The organism is Streptomyces sp. NPDC030245 (genome assembly GCF_055572995.1).
Genome location: NZ_JBVICF010000002.1, coordinates 19,209 through 39,212 on the forward strand (window position 1 = coordinate 19,209; position 20,004 = coordinate 39,212).

The following is a 20,004-nucleotide window of genomic DNA, read 5'->3' on the forward strand; positions in this document are numbered from 1 at the left end:
TCCCTCATGGCGTAGGCACTCGGAACGAGGAGTTCCACATATACCGGCACGGCGTCGGTCCACACATGATTGACCCGGTTCGCGGCGTCGTGTCCCGGATCAGTATCCGTAGATCATCTTGTAGGCGACCTCGGGCAGGAACTGCCCGGCCGAGGAGCCGGCTCCGACGCCGCAGTTGCCGTCGGACTCGCCCGGGACCTTGATCCACAGGAGCATCTCGGCGCCTCCGCCCTGCTGGGTGGGGGTGCCGATACGGCGACCCGCGGGGTTGCACCACTGGCCGTTGGAGCCGTTTCCGTTGCGGCTGGTGTCCACGACGAACGGTTTGGTGTAGCCGTAACGGGCCTTGAGCTCGCTGTTCACGGCGTTGCCGTACGCGGTGTTCTCGGCCGTGGTCAGATAGTTGGAGACGTTGAGCGAGAAGCCGTGGGCCTGTCGGACACCGGCTTCGTGGAGGCGTCGGGCCATGGTCGCAGCGCTCGCCCAGGCCGGGTTGCCGGCGTCGAGGTAGACCCAGGTGTGGGGAGCCCGGCGGCCGAACTCCGCGAGGGCGCCGGTGAGCATGGACTCGCGTTCGTCGATCTGGGGCTGGGTCATGCAGCCGTAGTCCCCGAGGGAGTCCGGTTCGAGGACGACGACGGCCGGGCGGTCGGCGATGCCGCCCGCGAACCGGGCGATCCACTCCGCGTAGGCGGCCGGCGAGGCGGCCCCGCCCGAGGAGTGCCCGCCGCAGTAGTCGCGGTTGTAGATGTTGTAGGCGACGAGGAGGGGCAGCTTGTCCCGGGCGTCCGCGGCGCCCGTGTACGCGGCGGTGGCGGTGTCGATGCTGCCGCTCCACGAGCCGAACCAGCGGGCCGTCGGCGTGTTGGCGATGGAGGCGCTGATCGCGGGCGCCCGGCCGTCACCGGGGTTGGCGGCGACCCACCGCTTGGCGCTCGAGTCGGGGTCCACGTAGAACCCGTTGGTCATGGTCGTCGGGTCGGCCGCGTGGGCCGGTGCGGTGGCGAGCGCCGGCGACAGTGCGGCGAGCGCTGCCAACAGTGTGAGCAGTCTGCGGCGCATGACGGGTACCTCGGCTTTCTGACGGGGATGCGTCGGACGGTCGGTGGTGAACGGCTCCGGAATCTCCGCAGCGGCTGTTTCCGTGCGGGCGCGGTCTACTTGACCCGCGTCTCGCACCTCATCCGCCGCTCGTGCCCGACCTCGCGCACCGGTCCGGTCAGGGTGAGCGGCACCGTGTGGTGGACGTGGGCGCTGGAGGCGGCGATGCGCAGTTCGAGGGCGCCGGGTTCGACGACGCGACGGCCGTCGGCGCCGGTGTACGAGGCGAGGTCGGCGGGGAGCGTGGCGTGCACCTCCGCCGACGCCCCGGCCTCCAGCGGCACCCGGGCGTAGCCGACGAGGCGGACCTCGGGGCGGGCGACGGTGCCGACCGGGTCGTGCAGATAGAGCTGGACGACTTCGGTTCCGGGACGGTGTCCGGTGTTGCGGACGGTCAGGCGCAGCGCGGTCTCGCCGTCGGTGGCGAACTCCGTCGCGTCGCAGAGCGGCCGGCTCCAGCTGAACGTGGTGTACGAGAGGCCGTGCCCGAACGGGTACAGGGGTGTCGGGTCCACCGAGCTGGGGAAGCCGTGCCGGCCGAGCGGCGGCGCGAGGTACGGTGCGGGCTGGCCGCCCGGACCGCGCGGGACCCCGACGGGCAGGCGCCCGGAGGGGGTGACGCGGCCGGAGAGGACGCCCGCGACGGCGCCGCCGCCCTCCTGCCCGGGGAAGAACGCCTGGACGACGGCGGCTGCCCGGTCCGCCCAGCGGCCGAGCGCGTACGGTCTTCCGCTGAGTACGACGATGACGACCGGCACTCCGCGGGCCAGCACCTCGTCCAGCATCTCGCCCTGCCCGTACGGCAGTTGCAGGTCTTCGGCGTCACAGCCCTCGCCCGAGGAGCCGCGGCCGAACAGACCCGAGCGGTCCCCGACCACGGCCAGGCAGACGTCGGCCGCCGCCGGATCGTCGACGAACACGGCGTCCGGGAACTCGACACGCAGCGCCTCGGCGAGTGTCGGCACCTCGACGCCGGTGGGCAGTTCGGGATGGTGCACGCCCACGTGCCGGGGGAAGGTGTAGCAGCCGAGCATGGCGGCCTGTTCGTCGGCGAGCGGACCGACGACGGCGATGCGCGGCCCGGTGCTCAGCGGCAGCACCCCGGAGTCGTTGGCGAGCAGGACGACCGACTCCTCGGCGACCTGGCGGGCGAGCTCCCGCAGGTGGGGCGGGTCGAGGTCGACGGGTGCCCCGTCGGTGACGGGCTCCCAGTCGGGGTCGAGCAGCCCCAGTTCGCACTTCTGCGTGAGGACGCGCAGTGCGGCACGGTCGAGCAGGGCCTCGGGCGGCGGGTCGGCGGGGTCGAAGCAGCGGGCCGCCGGCAGCTCCACGTCGACGCCGGCCGCGAGCGCGAGCCGTGCGGCACGGCCCTCGTCGGCGGCGATCCGGTGCGCCTCCTCAAGGAGCGGGACGCCGTAGTAGTCCGACACCACGGTGCCGGTGAACTGCCACTGTGTGCGCAGGAGTTGGGTGAGCAGTTCGGCGTGGGCGTGGGCGGGCAGGCCGTCGAGGTCGTTGTAGGCGGGCATCACGGAGCGGGCGCCGCCGTCGCGTACCGCCATCTCGAACGGCGGCAGGAGCACGTCGGCGAGCTCCCGCGGGCCGAGGGACGCGGGCGCGTGGTTGCGGGCGGCACGCGAGGCCGAGTACCCGGCGAAGTGCTTGAGCGTGGCGACGATCCCCGCCGACTGGAGGCCGCGCACGTACGCGGTGCCGATGGTGCCCACGAGGTACGGGTCCTCGCCGATCGTCTCCTCGGTCCGGCCCCAGCGCGGATCCCGTGCGACGTCCAGGACCGGGGCGAGCCCCTGGTGGACGCCGACGGCCCGCATCGACGTGCCGACGGCCTGCGCCATCTCGGTGATCAGCGCGGGGTCGAAGGTGGCGCCCCAGGCCAGTGGGGTCGGCAGGACGGTGGCCTGCCAGGCGGTGAACCCGGTCAGGCACTCCTCGTGGGCGATCGCGGGCAGGGCGAACCGGTTGCCCGCACGGATCGTGCGTTGCAGTGCGGCGAGGCGGGCGACGCCCTCGGCGGGGGTGACGGGCACGGTGCCGAAGGGGCGGGTGAGGTGGCCGAGGCCATGGGGCAGCAGGGCGTCGAGGGCTGCGCTGCGGGCCGCGTAGGTGTGCTGGCCGGGGGCGACGTCGGAGGCTCCGTCGTCGTCCGACTCGGCGCCCATCCATACGCTGGTCAGCTGGGCGGTCTTCTCCTCGGTGGTCATCCGGGCGAGCAGGTCCGCCGCCCGGACGTGGGCGGGCAGGGCGGTGTCCTGCCATGGCTCGACCATGGAACTCCTCAAGTACGTCGTGGTGCGGGCGGGTTCGCGTCTGTGGGCTCAGCCCTTTGTCGCGCCCGTGGTGATGCCCCCGATCAACTGCCGTTCGGCGACCGCGTAGAACGCGAGGGCGGGCACCATGGCGAGGACGAGGTAGGCGAAGACGCGGGCGATGTCGGTGCCGTACTGGCCCTGGAACTGCTGGACGCCGATGGGGATCGTCCACCAGGTCTGTTCACTGAACACCAGCAGCGGCAGCAGGAAGTTGTTCCAGCTTCCGACGATGGCGAGGATGGACACGGTGCCGAGCGCGGGCCGTGCCATGGGCAGCAGGATCCGCCAGAAGAAGCCGAACGCCGAGCAGCCGTCGAGGGTGGCGGCCTCCTCCAGTTCGCCGGGGATCTCCCGGAAGAAGCCGCGCAGGATGACGATGGTCATGGGCAGTCCGAACGCGGCCTGCGGCAGGATCACGCCCCAGGGGTTGTCGAGCAGCCCGAAGGTGCGCAGCAGGACGAACAGCGGCAGGATCGCCACGGCGAACGGGAACATCAGTCCCACGGCGAAGAGCGTGAAGAGCACTTCCCGCCCGCGGAAGGCGAAACGGGCGAGCGCGAAGGCGGCGAGGGCAGCGGCGGCCACCGTCAGCACGGTGGTGCCGACGGCGATCAGGGTGGAGGCGCCCAGCATGCGCCAGAACGAGCCGGAGGCCAGTACGTCGGTGTAGTTGGACGTCACCCACGGCGAGGGCAGGCCGAAGGTGTTGCGGGACAGCTGGTCGGTGGTTTTGAACCCGGAGAGGAACGCGTACAGCAGCGGTGTGACCATGACGACGCCGACCAGCCACACCGTCACGTACAACGGCACGGAGCGCAGCTTCCCGCGCGCGCCCGCGCTCATCGGGAGGTTCGCATGGTGGTGAGGGCTCCTTGGGTGTCGCGACGCAGCACGGAACGCTGGTAGATGAGGGCGAAGACGAGGCTGATGAGGAACATGGCGATGCTGATCGCGCTGGCGTAGCCCATCTGGTAGCGCTGGAAGCCGAACTGGAACATGGTCACGGCCATGGTTTCGGAGTGGTGGTCGGGGCCGCCCTGCGTGACCACCCACACCAGGTCGAAGAGTTGGATGGCGCCGATCACGGAGAGGAAGACGCTGATGCGGACCGTCGGTCCGAGCAGCGGCAGGGTGATGTGGCGGAAGCGCTGCCAGGGGCTCGCGCCGTCGATGCGGGCCGCCTCGTGCAGTTCGGTGGGGATGCCTTGCAGTCCGGCGAGGTACAGCATCATGTGGAAGCCGAAGTACTTCCATGTCATGACGAGGAACAGGGTCGGCAGCACGTGGTCCTGGTCGGCGAACCACAGTCCGCCGAGGCCGTCGAGGCCGACCGAGCCGAGCACCTTGTCGGCGAGTCCGTCGTCCGGCGCGAAGATCATGGAGAAGAGGACGCCGGTGACGACCTCGGACAGGACGTAGGGGGCGAAGAACAGCACTCGGTACAGGGCCCGCCCGCGCAGCTTCCGGTTGAGCAGCACGGCCATGCCGAGCGCGAACGGCAGCTGCACGCACACCGAGAAGAGTACGAGCAGCAGGCCGCGCCACAGGTCACCGAGGAAGACCGGGTCACGGATGAGGCGGCTGTAGTTGTCGAGGCCGACGTAGTCCGAAGGGGACCCGAATCCGCCCCAGTTGAAGAGGCTGACGTAGAGGGCGTACAGGATCGGGGTGAGCACGAGCGCGCCGAACAGGAGCAGGGCGGGCAGGGTGAAGCAGAAGGCGGTCAGCCAGTCGGCGACCCGCCGGGCCGTCGGCCGGTCCGGCCCCGTCTCCGGCTGCCGCGGCGGGGCGGCGGGCTCGGGGGCTTTCACGTACGTGGAGGTCATGTCGGTCACTGGCTCTTCGCGACCTGGGTGATGGAACGGGCCACCTGCTCGGGCGACTTGGAACCGGCGATCAGGGCGGCGACCGAGTCGTTGATCTCCTGGCCGACGGCGGGCGGGTACGCCTGGTCGAGGTAGAGCTGGAAGCCGGTGGCCTTGTCGACGGTGTCGGAGACGAGCTTGAGGTTGCGGTCGGTCAGGGCGCTCGTCGCGTCCTTGACGACCGGCATGATCGAGGCCTCCTTCACGAGGATGCGGTCGGAGTCGGCCGTCATGAAGAACCGCAGGAAGTCGACGGCCGCCTGGGGTGCGCCTTTGCGTACCGCGTAGCCGCCTCCTCCGCCGAAGACGTCGGTGCGGGCGCCCTTGCCGCCCGCGACCGAGGGGAACGGGAAGAATCCGAGGTCCTCTCCTATGCCCTTGCCCGCGTCGGCCTGCACGACGGGTGCCCACTGGCCCATCAGCTCCATCGCCGCCTTGCCGTTGCCCATGGTGGCCGCCTCGCCGTTGGGCGTGGAGTACGCGGCGCCGAGGTGGCCCTTCTGGAACGGCCGGAGCGAGACGAGTTCCTTGAGGTGCTCCCCCGCCTTGACGAAGTCGTCCCCGGTGAAGTCCTCCGCGTCGGCGGCCTTCCGCATGCCGTCGACCCCGGCGATCCGCATGGACAGGTAGGCCCAGTAGTACATGCCGGGCCACTTCTCCTTGCCCGCGAGGGCGATCGGGGTGAGGCCGGCGCTCTTCAGCCTCTCGACCGTGTCGAGGTAATCGGCCCAGGTGGTGGGCGGTGTCTCGACGCCGGCTTTGGCGAACAGCGCCTTGTTGTACCAGAAGCCGACCGCTCCGATCTCGAACGGTACGGCGTAGGTCTTCCCGTCGATCTCGTACGGCTTCAGCGAGGCCGGCATGAGGGTGTCCGCCCAGGGCCGGATGGAGGGGGTCAGCTCCTCGACGAGTCCGGCGTCGACCTGCTGCTCGAGCACACCGCCGCCCCACGTGTGATAGATGTCCGGCAGTTTTCCGGAACTGGTCAGCGCCGTCATCTTCGACTTGTAGGCGTCGTTCTCCATCGTGACGAGCTTGATGCGCACATCGGGGTGCTCGGCTTCGAACGCCTTGGCCCGCTCGGGCCAGACGGACTTCGACGGCTCCGTGGTCTGGATGTTCCACCACTCCACGACGGTCCTGCCCTCGCTGTCGGTGGTGGTGGACCCGGAGTCCGAGCAGGCGGAGAGGCCTGCCGCGCCCAGCCCCACCGCCGACGCGGTGCCCAGGAACCGGCGGCGGGAGAGAGCTGTTAACGCGGCGCCGGACGCGGACGTGACGGCTCGGTCGAAGGCTGGCATGGCGCACCTTCCGGAAGAGTTCCGATAATTATCGAGAGGTGGCCATGGAAGTTACGGGCATACGTCGGGGGCGTCAACGGCCCGGACAGAAACGGCTGTTGACGCCCCCGAAGTGTGCTGTTCCGCTTCGCTATGCGGAGCGCGGTGGCGCGGTGCTCGCGCGGACGACCAGCTCGGTCGCGAGTTCCACCCGAGGCGACGCCGGATCGACGTTCCGCGCGAGGTCGAGCAGCATGCGCGCGGCCAACTTGCCCATGTCGGACAGCGGCTGACGGACCGTCGTCAGAGGAGGCGACGACCAGCGCACCTCCGGCAGGTCGTCGAAGCCGACGACGCTCATGTCCTCCGGCACCCGAAGGCCGCGACGGCGCAGCGCCTCGATCGCGCCGAGCGCCATCTGGTCGCTCGCGGCGAAGATCGCGGTCGGCGGCTCGCGGAGGTCCAACAGCCGTCCGGCGCCGGTGAATCCGGCCTCGTGGTAGAAGTCACCGGGCACCACGAGCGCGTCGTCGACGTCGGCCCCCGCCACGTCGAGGGCGGCCCGGTAGCCGTCGAGGCGGGCCCGTGAGCACAGCAGTCGCGGCGGGCCCTCGATGAACCCGATGCGCCGGTGTCCGAGCTGGAGCAGGTGCTCGGTCGCCGCCATCCCGCCCGCCCAGTTCGTGGCGCCGACAGTGGGCGCCTCGGTGGCGGGGGATCCGGCCGGGTCGATCACCACCAACGGCACCCCCAGGCGGCGCAGTTCGTCATGGAGGCCCGGTGCGAGCACCGACGTCACGAGGATCACTCCGTCGGATGCCCGGGCCCGCAGATTGGTCATCCACTGTCGCGCGGCGCCCGCCCGGTCGTGGATCGCGGAGACCACCGTGCCGACACCCGCCTCGTGCGCGACCTCCTCGACCCCCCGGATGATCTCGACGGCCCACGGACTGTCCAGGTCGTTGAAGACCAGGTCGAGCAGGGCCGCGCGGGCCCCGGGAGCGGACGGCCTGCGCCGGTAGCCGTGCCGGTGCAGCAGGTCCTCGATCCGGGCGCGGGTCGCGGACGAGACGTCCGAACGTCCGTTGACGACGCGCGAGACGGTCGGCACGGACACGCCTGCCTCCCGGGCGATCTCGGCGATCGTCACCTTCGCCGCCCCGTCCTGGCCGCCCCGTGTGCCTGTTTCGCGCTGAGTGCTTGTCGCGCGCTGGGTGCCCGTCTTGCGCTGGGTACCCGTCGTGCGCTGCGTGGCTGCCTTGCGCTGAGTGCCTTCCCCGGCCACCGTCCCCACCTCCCCGTCACTGGACGCCCGGAAGCTCCGGACGCCTTCCGGAAACCGTAAGACATGCCGGGTGGTGTGGTGTCAGGAAAGGTCTTCGCCGAGTGCGGCCACGACGTCCGGTCCGTAACCGGCGGCGGCGAGGGGGCGGCGGATGTCACGTTCGAGATCGGGAAGGTAGCCGACGAGAACGTCGGCGGCGCCCTGGACGCGTACTGTCCCGAGAGCGGCGGGCAGCAGTACGGTCTGCGCCCGGCCCAGCTCCAGGGCTCGGCCCGCACAGGTGACGGTGGCCGGCGCTCCCCCGTTGCTGAGGATGTGCGCGGTACCGAAGTCGTGGTCGAGCACGGCCTGGCTCCGTACACGCCAGCGTTCCAGGGCGAAGTACGGGCCGACGCACAGGATCACCCGGTCGACGCCGTCGGCCACGGGAAGGCGCAGCCCGGGTACGAATTCCGGTCGGCGGTCGGGCTTCCACTGCTTCAGGAGCGCCTCGATGTTGGCGTGCCACTCTTCGTCGGAGAGCGGGGAACCGTCCTCCATGCGGTGCCGCATCGCGTGTTCCTGGAGGTCGGACGTCTGCTCGATCTCGTACACGAGTGTGCCGGGGCCGAAGCTGTGCAGGGTGCCGGCCGGGACGTACAGCGTCTCCCCGGCACGCACGGGCAGCCGGCGCATCACCGCGTCGAAGTCCTGCGCCAGCAGCGCGCTGCGCAGCACCTCACCCGTGACGCCCGGCCGCACACCGACCAGGGCGGTGGCGCCCGGCTCGGCGTGGAGGATGTGCCACGCCTCGGTCTTGCCGTTCGGCTCGCCCCGGCCGTGCGCGGCGGAGTCGTCGGGGTGCAGATGCACCGGCAGCGGGCCCGCCGCGTCGATGAACTTCGTCAGGAGGGGAAAACGCTGCCCGCGCCATCCCCGGCCCATCAGACCTTCCGGATCCCGTTCGGTCAGTTCGCGCAGCGTGCTGCCGCTCAGCGGTCCCTCCCGTACGCGCGCCCCGTCGCCGTCGACATCGCTGACCTCCCACGTCTCGGCGATCCGGCCCGGGGGCAGGCCGGTGCGCCCCAGCAGGTCCGGGATGGTCCGGCCGCCGAAGACGTGCTGTTTGACCGGCGTGGTGAGCCGCAGCGGGTACCAGTCCACGACGGCCTACAGGATGGGCTGCCCGCCGGTGACCGCGATGCGGGCCCCGGAGACGTAGCTGCCTTCGTCGGAGGCGAGCATGACGTACACCGGTGCCACTTCGGCGGGCTGGCCCGGCCTGCCGAGCGGCACGTCCTGCCCGAAGCCCTCCACCTGTTCCGCCGGCATGGTCGAGGGGATCAGCGGTGTCCAGATCGGGCCCGGCGCGACGCTGTTCACCCGGATGCCCTTCTCCGCGAGGAGCTGGGACGCGGCCCCGACGAAGTTGGCGATTCCGGCCTTGGTGACGTCGTAGGGCAGCAGTTGCGGCGGAGGCATGTCGGAGTTGACGGAGGTGGTGGCGATGATCGACGCCCCCGGACGCATGTGCGGCACGGCGGCCTTGGACAGGTGGAACAGTGCGCTGAGGTTCACCGCGAGCGTGTGGTCCCACTCCTGGTCGGGGATGTCCTCCAGGGTGTCGCGGGTCATCTGGTACGCCGCGTTGGACACGAGTACGTCGATACGTCCGAAGGTCTCCGCCGCCGTACGCACCACGGAGCGGCAGTGCTCCGGGTCCGCCAGGTCGCCGGGGACGAGGACCGCCTTGCGGCCGGCCTGCTCCACCCACCGTGCCGTGTCGCGGGCGTCCTCGTGTTCGTCGAGGTAGGAGATCAGGACGTCGGCACCCTCACGGGCGAAGGCGATGGCGACGGCTCGTCCGATGCCGCTGTCCCCTCCGGTGATCAGGGCACTCTTGCCGGACAGCCGGCCGGAGCCGCGGTAGGACTCCTCACCGTGGTCGGGGCGTGGACGCATCTGTCCGGTGGTGCCGGGCGGGGACTGCTGCTGCGGGGGCTGGTTCACGAGGTTCTCCTGCCGATGACGCGCTGCTGCCCTGCCATCCTGCGGTGAAACGAGGCAGCGTGCATTTCCGGCCCGCGGGCTCGGGGGCGTACCGCCGGCTGCGGCCCGACCGGCCCGTCCACGCCTCGGACCTGCTTGGAAGGGAGCGGACGGGGCATCCGGTTCCCCTGAGCACGGGAGGATGCCATGACCATGACGGAGCGGTCGGCCGAGTCGGCGGACAAGGGCGCCGTCCGCTGTCCGCGTCAGGACAGTGACGGATCGAGGAGGAGCGATGCCGAAGCGCCGGAGTCCGCGCACGAGCGGGTCAACCGTCGCTGGCACGAGATCCTCCAGGAGACGCGGGTCGCCCAGACGGGCGTGCAGATCCTCTTCGGGTTCCTGCTCAGTGTGGCGTTCACTCCCCTGTTCCGGGAGCTGGGGACGTTCGACCGCGTCGTCTATGTCGTGACCGTGGTCCTTGGCGCGTCGGCCACGGGGGCGTTGATCGCGCCGGTCTCCCTCCACCGCTTCCTGTCCGGGCAGCGCATGAAGGACGAGGTGGTGCAGACCGCGGGGCGCCTGATGATGTGCGGCATGGTCCTCCTCGCGTTGACCATCGGCTGCACGCTCCTGCTGATCCTGCGCATCGTGGTGCCGGGCCCCCTTGCCGAAGCCCTCGTCGGTGGCGTCATGCTGTGGTTCGGCATCTGCTGGTTCGCCCTGCCGTGGCGCTTGCGGCGCCGCGCCGCCCGGCGCGCGACGCGGCCGCGCGAAGACTGAAGCACAGCGCGGTCGGGACGGAGCGACTGCCCTCGCTGTGGCGGTCGCCGGGTTCCGCGCGGTTCACCTCTCCGATACGTCGGCCATGCGGCCGCCGACGCGGGCCGCCGTCTCCCTGAGCCATATGTGGGCCGCGTCGTGGGTGTGCACGGGATGCCACCACAACGCCTCCCGCAGGGGCACCGCCTCGTACGGCGGCTCCACCACGCGCACGGCGGCGAGCGGCGCGAGGAGCCGGGCGAGGCGGGCCTGGATCAGGGCGATGCGCTGGGTGCCCGCGACCAGCAGCGGCATGATCTGGAAGCTCTCGACGGACACCTCGACCCTGGGTTCGATGCCCAGCATGCCGAGCTGCCGGACGGCCGGTGCGTCGTAGGTGCGCTGATAGGTGACCCACGGCAGGCGGGCCAGGTCCTCGTGGGTCAGCCGGTCGTCGATGCTCGGGTGGTCGTCGGCGACCAGGAACACCCACCGGTCCCGGTAGAGGTCGGTGGCGGGGAAGTCACTGATGACGCCGTGCGGCATGAGGAGTCCGTCGACGCTGCTCAGCAGGGTGTCCGTGGCGTCCACCTCGGTGGCCGGGGTCTGCGCGAAACGCAGTCGGATGCCGGGAGCCTCCTCGTGCACCACCCGGGCGAGTTCGGCGCCGAAGACCGCCACCGCGTAGTCGGACGCCACCAGGGTGAACTCGCGGCTCTCCCTGGCCGGATCGAAGGACGCCTGGCTGGCGAAGAGGCGCTCCAGCAGGTCGTACGCGGTGGACGCGCGGTCCAGGAGCACCTGGCCGAGGGCGGTGAGTTCGTAGTGTCCGCCGACGCGGGCCAGCAGGTCGTCGTCGAAGTGGCGGCGCAGGCGTGACAGCGCCGCACTCATCGCCGGCTGGCTGAGGCCGACGCGCTGCCCGGCACGGGTGACGTTGCGCTCCTCCAGGAGCGCGCGCAGGGCGACGACGAGATTGAGATCCAGGCGACTCAGATTCACGGGCGCGTTCCCCTCACTGTGCGGCTTCGACCTGCGGAAATTCGCCGCGTGGATGCCGGTCATCCACAGAATCTATTTCCTTGATCGCCGGTGGCGGGTCCAGATTAAGTGCCGTCGCAGACGCCGCCAAGCAGCCCGTGGATACAAGGAGTTCTCCATGAACCACCCCCGCACCGTCCTCGTCGTCGGCGGCGGCGCGGCCGGCACCGCCGTGACGATCCTGCTGCGCCGCGCCGGTCACACGGTGGACCTGATCGAAGCCAGGGACGACTGGAACGCCACCGCCGGATCCGGCATCACCCTCCAGGGCAACGCCCTGCGCGTCCTGCGTGAACTCGGCGTCTGGGAGCAGGTGTCAGCGTCCGGTTCCGGTTTCGGCTCGATCGGCATCGTCGCCCCCGACGGCACGGTCCTGCACGCGCAGGACGACCTGCGCACCGGCGGTGACGATCTGCCCGCCACCGTCGGCATGCAACGCCCCCGGCTCCAGCGCATCCTCAGCCAGGCAGTGCGCGCGAGCGGGGCGACCGTCCGGCTCGGCACCACCGCCGAGATCCTGGGCCAGGACGCCGACGGCGTCTTTGTCAGGCTCTCCGACGGTGTCGAGGCCCGCTACGACCTGGTGATCGCCGCCGACGGCCTCGGTTCGGCGACCCGCGCCGCGATCGGCATCACCCTCAAGCCCGAACCCACCGGCATGGCCATCTGGCGCGTCGCCGCCCCGCGCCCGGCCGGCGTCACCCGCGCCGACCTCGCCTACGGCGGTCCCGCCTACATCGCCGGCTACTGCCCCACCAGCGACACCACCCTCTACGCCTTCGTCGTGGAGGCCGGCCGCGACCGCGCCTCCATACCGCACGAGGCGTACGCGGACGAGATGCGCGGACTGGCCTCGGCCTACGGCGGCCACTGGCCCGAGATCACCGAGCACATCACCGATCCGGCGAAGGTCAACTACACCTGGTTCGACCGGCTGCTGGTCGAAGGCTCCTGGCACCGCGGCCGTGTCGTCCTCGTCGGTGACGCCGCCCACTGCTGCCCGCCCACGCTCGCCCAGGGCGCCGCCCTGTCCCTGGAGGACGCCTGGGTCCTCGCCCAGCTACTGACCGGCTCCGACACCTGGGACGACGCGCTGTTCCAGGCGTACTACGAGCGACGGATCGCCCGCGTCCGGCCGGTCGTCGAGGCGTCCGTCCGGATCGGGCAGTGGCAGCTCGACGGGGTGCGCGGCGACGTGCCGGGCCTCATGAACCGCACCATGACCATGCTCAGGGAACTGCCTTGACAGTCGGCGCTCAGACCCAGCGGACCGGCAGGCGGTGCGGGCCGCGGACGAGCATGCCGGTGCGCCACGACAGCGCCCCGGCACCGGGGTCAAGGGCCAGGCCGGGGCAGCGTTCCAAAAGGGCACGCACGGCGATACGGCCCTCCAGCCGGGCCAGCGGGGCGCCCAGGCAGTAGTGAATGCCATGGCCGAAGGCGATATGACCGCGGGCGTCGCGGGTGATGTCGAAGCGGTCCGGGCCGGGGAAACGCTCGGGGTCACGGTCCGCGGAGGCGAGGGAGACCAGCACGAACTGCCGGTCGGGGACGACGGTGCCGCCGATGTCCACAGGGCCGTCCGTGAAGCGCCAGGTGGCCGCCTCGATCGGCCCGTCGTAGCGCAGCATCTCCTCCACGGCCCCCTCCACAAGGCCTAAGTCGGCCCGTAACGCAGCCAGTTGGTCGGGGTGGCCAAGCAGCGCCCGGACGCCATTGGCGATGAGGCTGACGGTCGTCTCATGGCCGGCGACCAGCAACAGGGAGGCCATGCCGATCAGTTCTTCCCGCGAGAGCCGGTCGGGGTCCGGACCGCTCGCCCCGTCCCCGTCGACGCTCCCATCCCCGGCACCGCTCCCGTCCGCGGCGCGGACCAGCGCGCTGAGGAGGTCGTCGCCCGGCTCCCGGCGCTTCCTCTCGATCAGCCCGTCGAGGTAGCCGGTCATGCCCAGGACGGCGGCTTCGACCGCCTCCTCGTCCGTCGGGGTGACGATCTCGTTGGACCAGCCGCGGAACTCGGCCCGGTCCATGTCCGGGACGCCCAGCAATTCGCAGATGACAATGATCGGGAGCGGGAAGGCGAGCGCCTCGACAAGGTCGGCACGGCCGTCGGGAGTGGCCAGCATCGCGTCCAACAACCCGTCGGTGATCTGCTGGACGCGGGGGCCCAGTGCCTCGATCCGGCGGGCGGTGAACTCCCGTGCCACCAGCTTGCGCAGGCGGGTGTGGTGCGGTGGGTCGAGCTCCAGCAGGTTGCTGGAGAGCGGGGTCAGCCTGTCGCTCTCGTCCCACATGCGGGTGGCACGCCAGTCCTTGGCGAGGCGGGGGTCGGCGAGCGCGGCCCGCGCCGCGTCGTGACCGACCACCAACCACGCCTCCTGCCCGCCGGGCAGCCGCACCTGGTGCACCGGGCCGCGGTCGCGCAGCTCGGCGTAGTAGGGATACGGATCAGCCCTGAAGTCCTCGCCGTACGCGTCCAGATCAACGATGCCGGCCATGTGCTGCCCGCCTCTCCGGCCCGGCCTGCGTCGCGGCCCGGGCCCGCATTTCGGTCTGTCTCGACCGTATTCTCCCGACGCCCGCCTCGTCCCAGGTTCTTCGACAAGCGCGGGCCCCAGGCTCACTGTCGAGGGCCTCGGATCCCTCACCGACACCGCCGTTCCCGGGAACGGCCGTGAGCGACAATGGCCCAACGGTTCATCGTCATCACAGTGGTTGCGCGCGCAGGACAGCATCTGCGTGCGCGCGGAGAGGGGAAGACGTGAGTGTGAGCCAGCACCCGTCGGACGTATCGGGCAGGCTGAACACCGGGGTCGCGCACAACGCACGGGTGTGGAACTACTGGATCGGCGGAAAGGACCACTACGAGGTCGACCAGCAGGTCGGCGACCAGGTCGCCACCATGTTCCCCGTGATCCGCGACGTGGCCCGCGCGGACCGCGAATTCCTCGGCCGCGCGGTCCGTTTCCTGACCGCCGAGCGCGGAGTGCGGCAGTTCCTGGACATCGGCACCGGCCTGCCGACCCTGGACAACACCCACGAGATCGCCCAGCGGATCGCGCCCGAGTCCCGGATCGTCTACGTCGACAACGACCCCATCGTGCTGGTCCACGCCCGCAGCCTGCTGGTCGGCACCCCGCAGGGCGCCACCGACTACATCGACGCCGACGCCCACCACCCGGACAGCGTCATCGAGGGCGCCTCGGCGACGCTCGACCTCGACCGGCCCGTCGCGGTCATGATGCTGGGCATCCTCAACTTCGTCCTCGACACGGAACAGGCGCTGGACATCGTGCGCCGGATCATGTCCGCGGTGCCGTCCGGCAGTTACCTCGCCATCACCCATCCGACCACCGACACCGATCTCGGCGGCGAGGGCAACATCGAGGCCATGCAGTTCTGGAACGAGAACGCCACGCCCCCGATCACCGCCCGGAGCCGTGCGGAGGTCAGCGCGTTCTTCGACGGCCTCGACCTCGTCGCCCCCGGCCTCGTGTCGTGCGCGCAGTGGCGCGCGGAGCCGGAATCCGCCGGAATGCTCCCCCAGTTCGGAGCGGTGGCCGTGAAACCCTGAGAGTCCGCGCGCCGCGTACAGGCGGCCCACCGGGAGCAGGGGGAGAAGGATCGTGACCACACTGGAGAACCGACCCAACACCGTACTCCTCGTCGTCGACGTGCAGGAGGACGTCGTCGACGGGGCCCACCGGCGTGACGCGGTCGTCGCGAACGTGGCCGGTCTCGTCGAGCGGGCCCGGCGGGAAGGGGCCCCGGTCGTCTGGGTCCAGCACTCCAACGAGGCGCTCACGAAGGGCAGCGACGGCTGGCGGATCGCCCGGGAGCTGACACCGGCGGACGCCGAGCCGCTCGTCGAGAAGCGCTACGGCGACTCCTTCGAGGACACCACTCTGGAGTCCGTCCTGGCGGGGCTCGGCGCGGGGCGGCTCGTCGTCGCGGGCGCGGAGACCGACGCGTGCGTCCGCTCCACGCTCCACGGCGCGTTCACCCGGGGCTACGACGTGACGCTGGCCAGCGACGCCCACACGACGAACGACAAGACGGCGTGGGGCGCGCCGCCACCGGACCAGGTCATCGCGCACACGAATCTGTACTGGAGCCACCAGGCGGCTCCGGGACGGACGGCCGCAGCCGTCGAGACCGAGAAGATCTCCTTCGGCGGCACACTCTGACGTCCCGTCCACCCGGCGATCCAGCTGTGCAGCGATTCAGCCGTGCAGCGTTTCAGCGATTGCCCCGGATCCGCCCGCGCGGCGCCCGCGTTTACCTGCATCACAAGAAGATCGGCCATCTGTATCTCATTACGTCGTTCGCGTTCTTCCTGATCGGTGGGGCGCTGGCCATGGCGATCCGGGCGGAGCTGGGCCGCCCGGGGATGCAGCTGCTCTCGACCGAGCAGTACAACCAGTCCTTCACCATGCACGGCACGATCATGCTGCTGCTCTTCGCCACCCCGACCTTCGCCGGCTTCGCCAACGCGATCATGCCGCTGCAGATCGGCTCCCCGGACGTCGCCTTCCCCCGCCTGAACATGCTCTCCCACTGGCTGTTCCTCTTCGGCGGACTGATCGTGCTCGGCAGCTTCCTCACCCCGCAGGGCGCCGCCGACTTCGGCTGGACGGCCTACACGCCGCTCAGCGGCGGCGAACGCACATGGCCTTGCGGACGGCGTCCTTGGTGCGATCCGTGAGCGCGGCCACCGGCCCGAGGGCCACGTTGGCCGCGCCGGACTCCACCCCCGGGTGCGGCCGGGTGGGCGCCATGGCCTCGGCGGCCTTCACGGCCTTTCGACGGGCCCTCTGCCCGGACGGCAGGACCGTCCTGCTCGGTCAGGACTGGGACGCCATCATGATCGACTCGAATGGCGCGGCGCTCACCCGCAGGGTCGCGCACACCCGCGCCGACCTCCTGGGTACGCCCCGCGCCGGCCACCAGTACCGCAGCCTGCTTCTGGCCGGCGGCTTCGACGATGTCACGGTCGAGGTGTACAGACGACCATCCGACGGCCGCGCGGGCAGCGGGCGTTCGACGCCGTGGGTCAGTTCAACGGGGCCTTGGGCGGCGTCCCGTAGAAGGTGATGCGCGGCCAGCCGCGCCGGGCGGCGAGTTCGTTGAGGGCCTCGGCGACCTCCGCAGGGGTGATCTCCTGCTGGCCGGAGGTCTCCTCGTGCCGGATGCTGAAGGTCATCGACACCTCCGCATACCCCGAGGCGTGCTGGGCTCGCCCGGAGAACTGGGTGCCCGGCTCGAACGCCACCGCCGCCGCCCGGGCGGGCCCGGCCTCGGTACTCTGCGCGCCACTGTCCCCCTTGTCGCCGGTGCTGATATCGGTGCTGTCGCTGTCCGCGTGAGCCGTACCCGCCGAGGCGAGCACCGCGCCTGCCGCCGCCGAGCCCGAGTAGCCCAGCAGTGACCGCCTGGAAACGTTGGACATGTTCCCTCCCTGGTGAGACTGGCCCCTCCCCTGGAGACCCGCAATGATCGTAAAGGGCAACACGGGCCCCCAGGGCGGAACTTGACCACCCACTTCACACGCCGCGCCCAGACTCCAGCACACGAGTGACTGCGCCACGGGCGCGGTGGTGTTGGCGGGCGCTACCCGGTCGCCGAGCGCCTGATGGCCATCTGCGACCGGACGACGGACGCCGCCACGCAGATCATCGAGCGAGCCCAGCAGGCCGGCGCCACCCGCCCGGACTTCACCGGCGAGGACCTTCTGCTCTTCTTCGGCACCAACGCGCTGCTCGCTCGCGCCGTCGCGGATACCGCGCCCGACGCCCGGCGCCGCCAAGTCGCCTTCCTGCTGAAGGGACTGAGCACGGATACGGCGCACGGGCCGCTGCCCGCCGCCCCGCTGACCGCACAGCAGATGCACGACGTGATGGGCAGGCTCGCCGGCACGCCGTAGCAGTGCCGATCGCTCGGGGAGCGAAGGGGCATGGCCCGGAAATTGCGATTATGCGGATAGTCCGCCTTCCGGGGGTGCACGCTGGGCCGGCTGCTGTCCCGGCACATGCGTTCGCCGGTACGGCCCGCTCTGCGTGCGCGGGCAGCGAGCCGCCCTCCTGACCGTGATGTCGCCTCGGCCAGGAGGGCGGCCCGCTGTCACGGGTGACGTACGAGGATCAGGACGGGTCGCCGTACTGGAGGCCGCGGCCGTTGGTGCCGATGTAGACGCGGCCGTAGGTGTCGGGGTCGCCGGTCACGACGCCCTGGCTGCCGATGGCGCCCCACTGGTGTGCCTTGTCGTTGACACGGGTCCAGGTAGTGCCCTTGTCGGTGGAGCGGAAGACTCCGGTGACGTCCTTGACCGTGCCGATCAGGTACAGCGTCTGGTACGGGGCGCGCGGCGCAGCCTTGCCGAAGCCGACCGCCGAGGCGGACGTCACCGAGGTGAGCCGGGTGAACTTACCGCCACCGTCCGTGGAGCGGAGCAAGCCCTTGCCGCCGCCCGTGATCCACAGGTCGCCGGCCCGGCCCGGGAGGGCCTTGAGGCGGCCCTCGGCGGGCAGGCCGGTCGCGCGGGCGGTGAAGGTCGCGCCGCCGTCGGTGCTGGCGTAGAGGGTGCCGCCGGTCAGGGAGTAGAAGGTGCGGGCGGAGGAGCGGTCGGCGACGACCTCTGCCCCCGTGCCCAGCCCTCGCACCTTCGACCAGGTCGCTCCCTTGTCCGTCGAGCGGTACGGGGACTGCCCGGACTGGGTCCACACCAGCGTGGAGCCGTCCGCCGCGAGGGCGATGCGTCCGCTGTGGGCGCCGGCCACCGGTTCGGCGGCGAAGCCCCGCCAGGTGACGCCGCCGTCGGTGGAGTAGGCGCCGTCCTGCTTGCCGCCCGTACCGACCCGCGCCATCACCGACGGCTTCGACGCGGCGTAGTCGATGTCGGTGCTGTTGCTCATCAGCGGGTTCTTCATCCGGCCGGATGGCACCCGCGTCAGGTCGGTGTGGCGGAATCCGCCCTGGTCACCCATGGCGGTCAGGACGGTGGCGCCGCCGGGCGGGGCGATGGCGTCGAGGATCGCCGTCTCCTCAAGTCCCTTGGCCCCTACGGTCCAGTGGCTCCTCCCGGCGTCGGCGTCCTCGCTCCGCCAGATCCCGTTTCCGGTGCCGTACAGCACGTGCCCGGAGTCAAAGGGGTCGATCGCGAGGGCCGTCATCCAGTGACCCGTATGGGTGCCGACGTACGGCGCGCCGGAGGCGTCCCGTACGGACCTGCCGGAGAGGGCCTTCCAGGTCGAACCACCGTCCGTGGTGCGGTAGATCTCGTCCTCGGGGTACCAGCGGCCCAGCGTCGTGACCATCACCGTGGACGGCTTGCGCGGGTCGACCGCGAGCCCCGAGAAGCCGTACGAGCCCTGCGAGGGGGATATGTCCTTCCAACCCCCGCCGTTCGGCGTGTACTTGCGGACCGAGCCGCCGGTGACGCCATTGGGCCCGAGGCTGTCGGTATACGTCACATACAGCGTGCCGTTGCCCGTGACGACACCGTGCTGTGGCAGCTGGCCGGTCGGCTGCCCGGCGACCGCCTGCCAGGTGGCACCGCCGTCGGTCGACCGGTAAAGGGACGCGGACTTGTCGGCGACGCCGGCGTACACGGTGTCGCTGCCCTTCGGCCCGTAGGTCACGAACGTGATGCCGGCACCGCTGCCCGCCCCGTCCTTGACCGGGAAGGACTCGACCTGACGCCAGGTCGCACCGTGGTCGGTGGATCGCCACAGCCCGTTCTTGCGGGAGCCGAGGAGCAGGTTCGAGTGGTTCGACGGGTCGACGACGAGGCGTTCCCCGGCGCCGCGGCCGTCCTCGTTGCCGCCGAGTTTGAAGGGCAGCTCGGTGCGCTGGAAGGTGCGGCCGCGGTCGGTGGAGCGGAGGATCGCGCCGTTGCCCGCCCAGTCGTTGGTGTAGGTGCCGGCGCCGAGGTAGAGCCGGTCGGGGTCGACGGGGTCGGTGGCGAGGGAGTCGATGCCGAGTAGGTTCCAGTCCTTCTCGCCGAGCCAGTCGGTGAGCGGGATCCACTTCTCGGCGCGTGCGTTCCAGCGGTAGGCGCCGCCCATGTCGGTGCGGGCGTACAGCAGACCCCGCTCACGTTGGTTGAAGACGAGGCCGGAGACGTAACCGCCGCCGACGACCTGCGCGTTCTTCCACGCGTACGGCGCTGTCGCGGACGTCCGGGCCTTCGCGGCCTGCGAGTCGTCCTGTGTGAGGACCAGGTACGGCACGGCCGCGGCGGGCACCGCGAGCAGCACGGCGATGGCGCCCCGGCGGCGACGGTGCACACCACGCCGCCGGGAGCCCGTGCGGGTGGGGTAAGAGGTGTTCATGGGGGGTTGTGCTCCTTGCGAATAGCTGGCGGACAGCCGGCG

General features: G+C 71.0%; 17 protein-coding genes and 2 pseudogenes. 6 read left to right on the top strand and 13 right to left on the bottom strand.

Going from position 1 to position 20,004, the window contains the following annotated elements:
• Positions 1–99: 99 nt before the first annotated feature.
• The 8 genes from ACZ4Z4_RS04680 to ACZ4Z4_RS04715 all read right to left on the bottom strand — a co-directional run bounded on the left by ACZ4Z4_RS04680 (position 100) and on the right by ACZ4Z4_RS04715 (position 9,850).
• A complete protein-coding gene (locus ACZ4Z4_RS04680; protein WP_468322213.1) occupies positions 100–1,062 on the bottom strand; it encodes a glycoside hydrolase family 6 protein in 963 nt (320 codons plus the stop codon).
• A gap of 95 nt (positions 1,063–1,157) precedes the next feature.
• Positions 1,158–3,389 (bottom strand): glycoside hydrolase family 3 N-terminal domain-containing protein, encoded by a 2,232-nt coding sequence (locus ACZ4Z4_RS04685; protein ID WP_468322216.1) that lies wholly within the window; start codon positions 3,387–3,389, stop codon positions 1,158–1,160.
• Between the two features lie 48 nt (positions 3,390–3,437).
• Positions 3,438–4,274, bottom strand: a complete 837-nt coding sequence (locus ACZ4Z4_RS04690) for a carbohydrate ABC transporter permease (RefSeq protein WP_468322218.1) — start codon at positions 4,272–4,274, stop codon at positions 3,438–3,440.
• Positions 4,271–5,257, bottom strand: a complete 987-nt coding sequence (locus tag ACZ4Z4_RS04695; RefSeq protein ID WP_468324104.1) for a carbohydrate ABC transporter permease — start codon at positions 5,255–5,257, stop codon at positions 4,271–4,273. The genes ACZ4Z4_RS04690 and ACZ4Z4_RS04695 overlap by 4 nt, the downstream gene beginning before the upstream one ends.
• Positions 5,258–5,262: 5 nt before the next feature.
• A complete protein-coding gene (locus tag ACZ4Z4_RS04700; protein WP_468322221.1) occupies positions 5,263–6,597 on the bottom strand; it encodes an extracellular solute-binding protein in 1,335 nt (444 codons plus the stop codon).
• Between the two features lie 130 nt (positions 6,598–6,727).
• Positions 6,728–7,726, bottom strand: a complete 999-nt coding sequence (locus ACZ4Z4_RS04705) for a LacI family DNA-binding transcriptional regulator (protein WP_468324107.1) — start codon at positions 7,724–7,726, stop codon at positions 6,728–6,730.
• Positions 7,727–7,942: 216 nt separating this feature from the next.
• Positions 7,943–9,004 (bottom strand): type I phosphomannose isomerase catalytic subunit, encoded by a 1,062-nt coding sequence (locus tag ACZ4Z4_RS04710; protein ID WP_468322223.1) that lies wholly within the window; start codon positions 9,002–9,004, stop codon positions 7,943–7,945.
• 6 nt (positions 9,005–9,010) lie between these two features.
• Positions 9,011–9,850: an SDR family oxidoreductase gene (locus tag ACZ4Z4_RS04715; RefSeq protein WP_468322226.1), complete on the bottom strand. Its 840-nt coding sequence runs from the start codon at positions 9,848–9,850 to the stop codon at positions 9,011–9,013.
• A 186-nt stretch (positions 9,851–10,036) separates the two neighbouring features.
• On the opposite strand from ACZ4Z4_RS04715, the gene ACZ4Z4_RS04720 reads away from it, so the two are divergent.
• On the top strand, positions 10,037–10,612 hold the full coding sequence (locus tag ACZ4Z4_RS04720; protein ID WP_468322228.1) for a DUF6328 family protein: 576 nt from the start codon (positions 10,037–10,039) through the stop codon (positions 10,610–10,612).
• 63 nt (positions 10,613–10,675) lie between these two features.
• On the opposite strand, the gene ACZ4Z4_RS04725 is transcribed toward ACZ4Z4_RS04720, so the two are convergent.
• A complete protein-coding gene (locus ACZ4Z4_RS04725; protein ID WP_468324109.1) occupies positions 10,676–11,593 on the bottom strand; it encodes a LysR family transcriptional regulator in 918 nt (305 codons plus the stop codon).
• A gap of 157 nt (positions 11,594–11,750) precedes the next feature.
• Between ACZ4Z4_RS04725 and ACZ4Z4_RS04730 the strand changes: the two genes are divergently transcribed.
• Positions 11,751–12,878 (top strand): FAD-dependent oxidoreductase, encoded by a 1,128-nt coding sequence (locus tag ACZ4Z4_RS04730; RefSeq protein ID WP_468322230.1) that lies wholly within the window; start codon positions 11,751–11,753, stop codon positions 12,876–12,878.
• Between the two features lie 10 nt (positions 12,879–12,888).
• Here ACZ4Z4_RS04730 and ACZ4Z4_RS04735 read toward each other — a convergent pair whose 3' ends face one another.
• Entirely contained in the window at positions 12,889–14,130 is a 1,242-nt protein-coding gene (locus ACZ4Z4_RS04735; protein ID WP_468322233.1) for a cytochrome P450 family protein, read from the bottom strand.
• Between the two features lie 263 nt (positions 14,131–14,393).
• On the opposite strand from ACZ4Z4_RS04735, the gene ACZ4Z4_RS04740 reads away from it, so the two are divergent.
• The 3 genes and pseudogenes from ACZ4Z4_RS04740 to ACZ4Z4_RS04750 form a co-directional block, all read left to right on the top strand.
• On the top strand, positions 14,394–15,206 hold the full coding sequence (locus tag ACZ4Z4_RS04740; protein WP_468322235.1) for an SAM-dependent methyltransferase: 813 nt from the start codon (positions 14,394–14,396) through the stop codon (positions 15,204–15,206).
• A gap of 52 nt (positions 15,207–15,258) precedes the next feature.
• On the top strand, positions 15,259–15,819 hold the full coding sequence (locus ACZ4Z4_RS04745) for an isochorismatase family protein (protein ID WP_468322238.1): 561 nt from the start codon (positions 15,259–15,261) through the stop codon (positions 15,817–15,819).
• Positions 15,820–15,878: 59 nt separating this feature from the next.
• Positions 15,879–16,325: pseudogene (locus ACZ4Z4_RS04750) on the top strand (cbb3-type cytochrome c oxidase subunit I); the annotation flags it as partial.
• Here ACZ4Z4_RS04750 and ACZ4Z4_RS04755 read toward each other — a convergent pair.
• Both ACZ4Z4_RS04755 and ACZ4Z4_RS04760 read right to left on the bottom strand, forming a co-directional pair.
• Positions 16,282–16,443, bottom strand: a pseudogene (locus ACZ4Z4_RS04755) (hemerythrin domain-containing protein); the annotation flags it as partial. The pseudogenes ACZ4Z4_RS04750 and ACZ4Z4_RS04755 overlap by 44 nt on opposite strands.
• Before the next feature lie 242 nt (positions 16,444–16,685).
• On the bottom strand, positions 16,686–17,081 hold the full coding sequence (locus tag ACZ4Z4_RS04760) for a hypothetical protein (RefSeq protein WP_468322241.1): 396 nt from the start codon (positions 17,079–17,081) through the stop codon (positions 16,686–16,688).
• Positions 17,082–17,264: 183 nt separating this feature from the next.
• On the opposite strand from ACZ4Z4_RS04760, the gene ACZ4Z4_RS04765 reads away from it, so the two are divergent.
• Positions 17,265–17,555 (top strand): SbtR family transcriptional regulator, encoded by a 291-nt coding sequence (locus ACZ4Z4_RS04765; protein WP_468322244.1) that lies wholly within the window; start codon positions 17,265–17,267, stop codon positions 17,553–17,555.
• A 217-nt stretch (positions 17,556–17,772) separates the two neighbouring features.
• Here the strand turns inward: ACZ4Z4_RS04765 and ACZ4Z4_RS04770 are convergent, their stop codons facing one another.
• Positions 17,773–19,962, bottom strand: a complete 2,190-nt coding sequence (locus ACZ4Z4_RS04770; protein ID WP_468322247.1) for a WD40/YVTN/BNR-like repeat-containing protein — start codon at positions 19,960–19,962, stop codon at positions 17,773–17,775.
• Between the last annotated feature and the right edge of the window lie 42 nt (positions 19,963–20,004).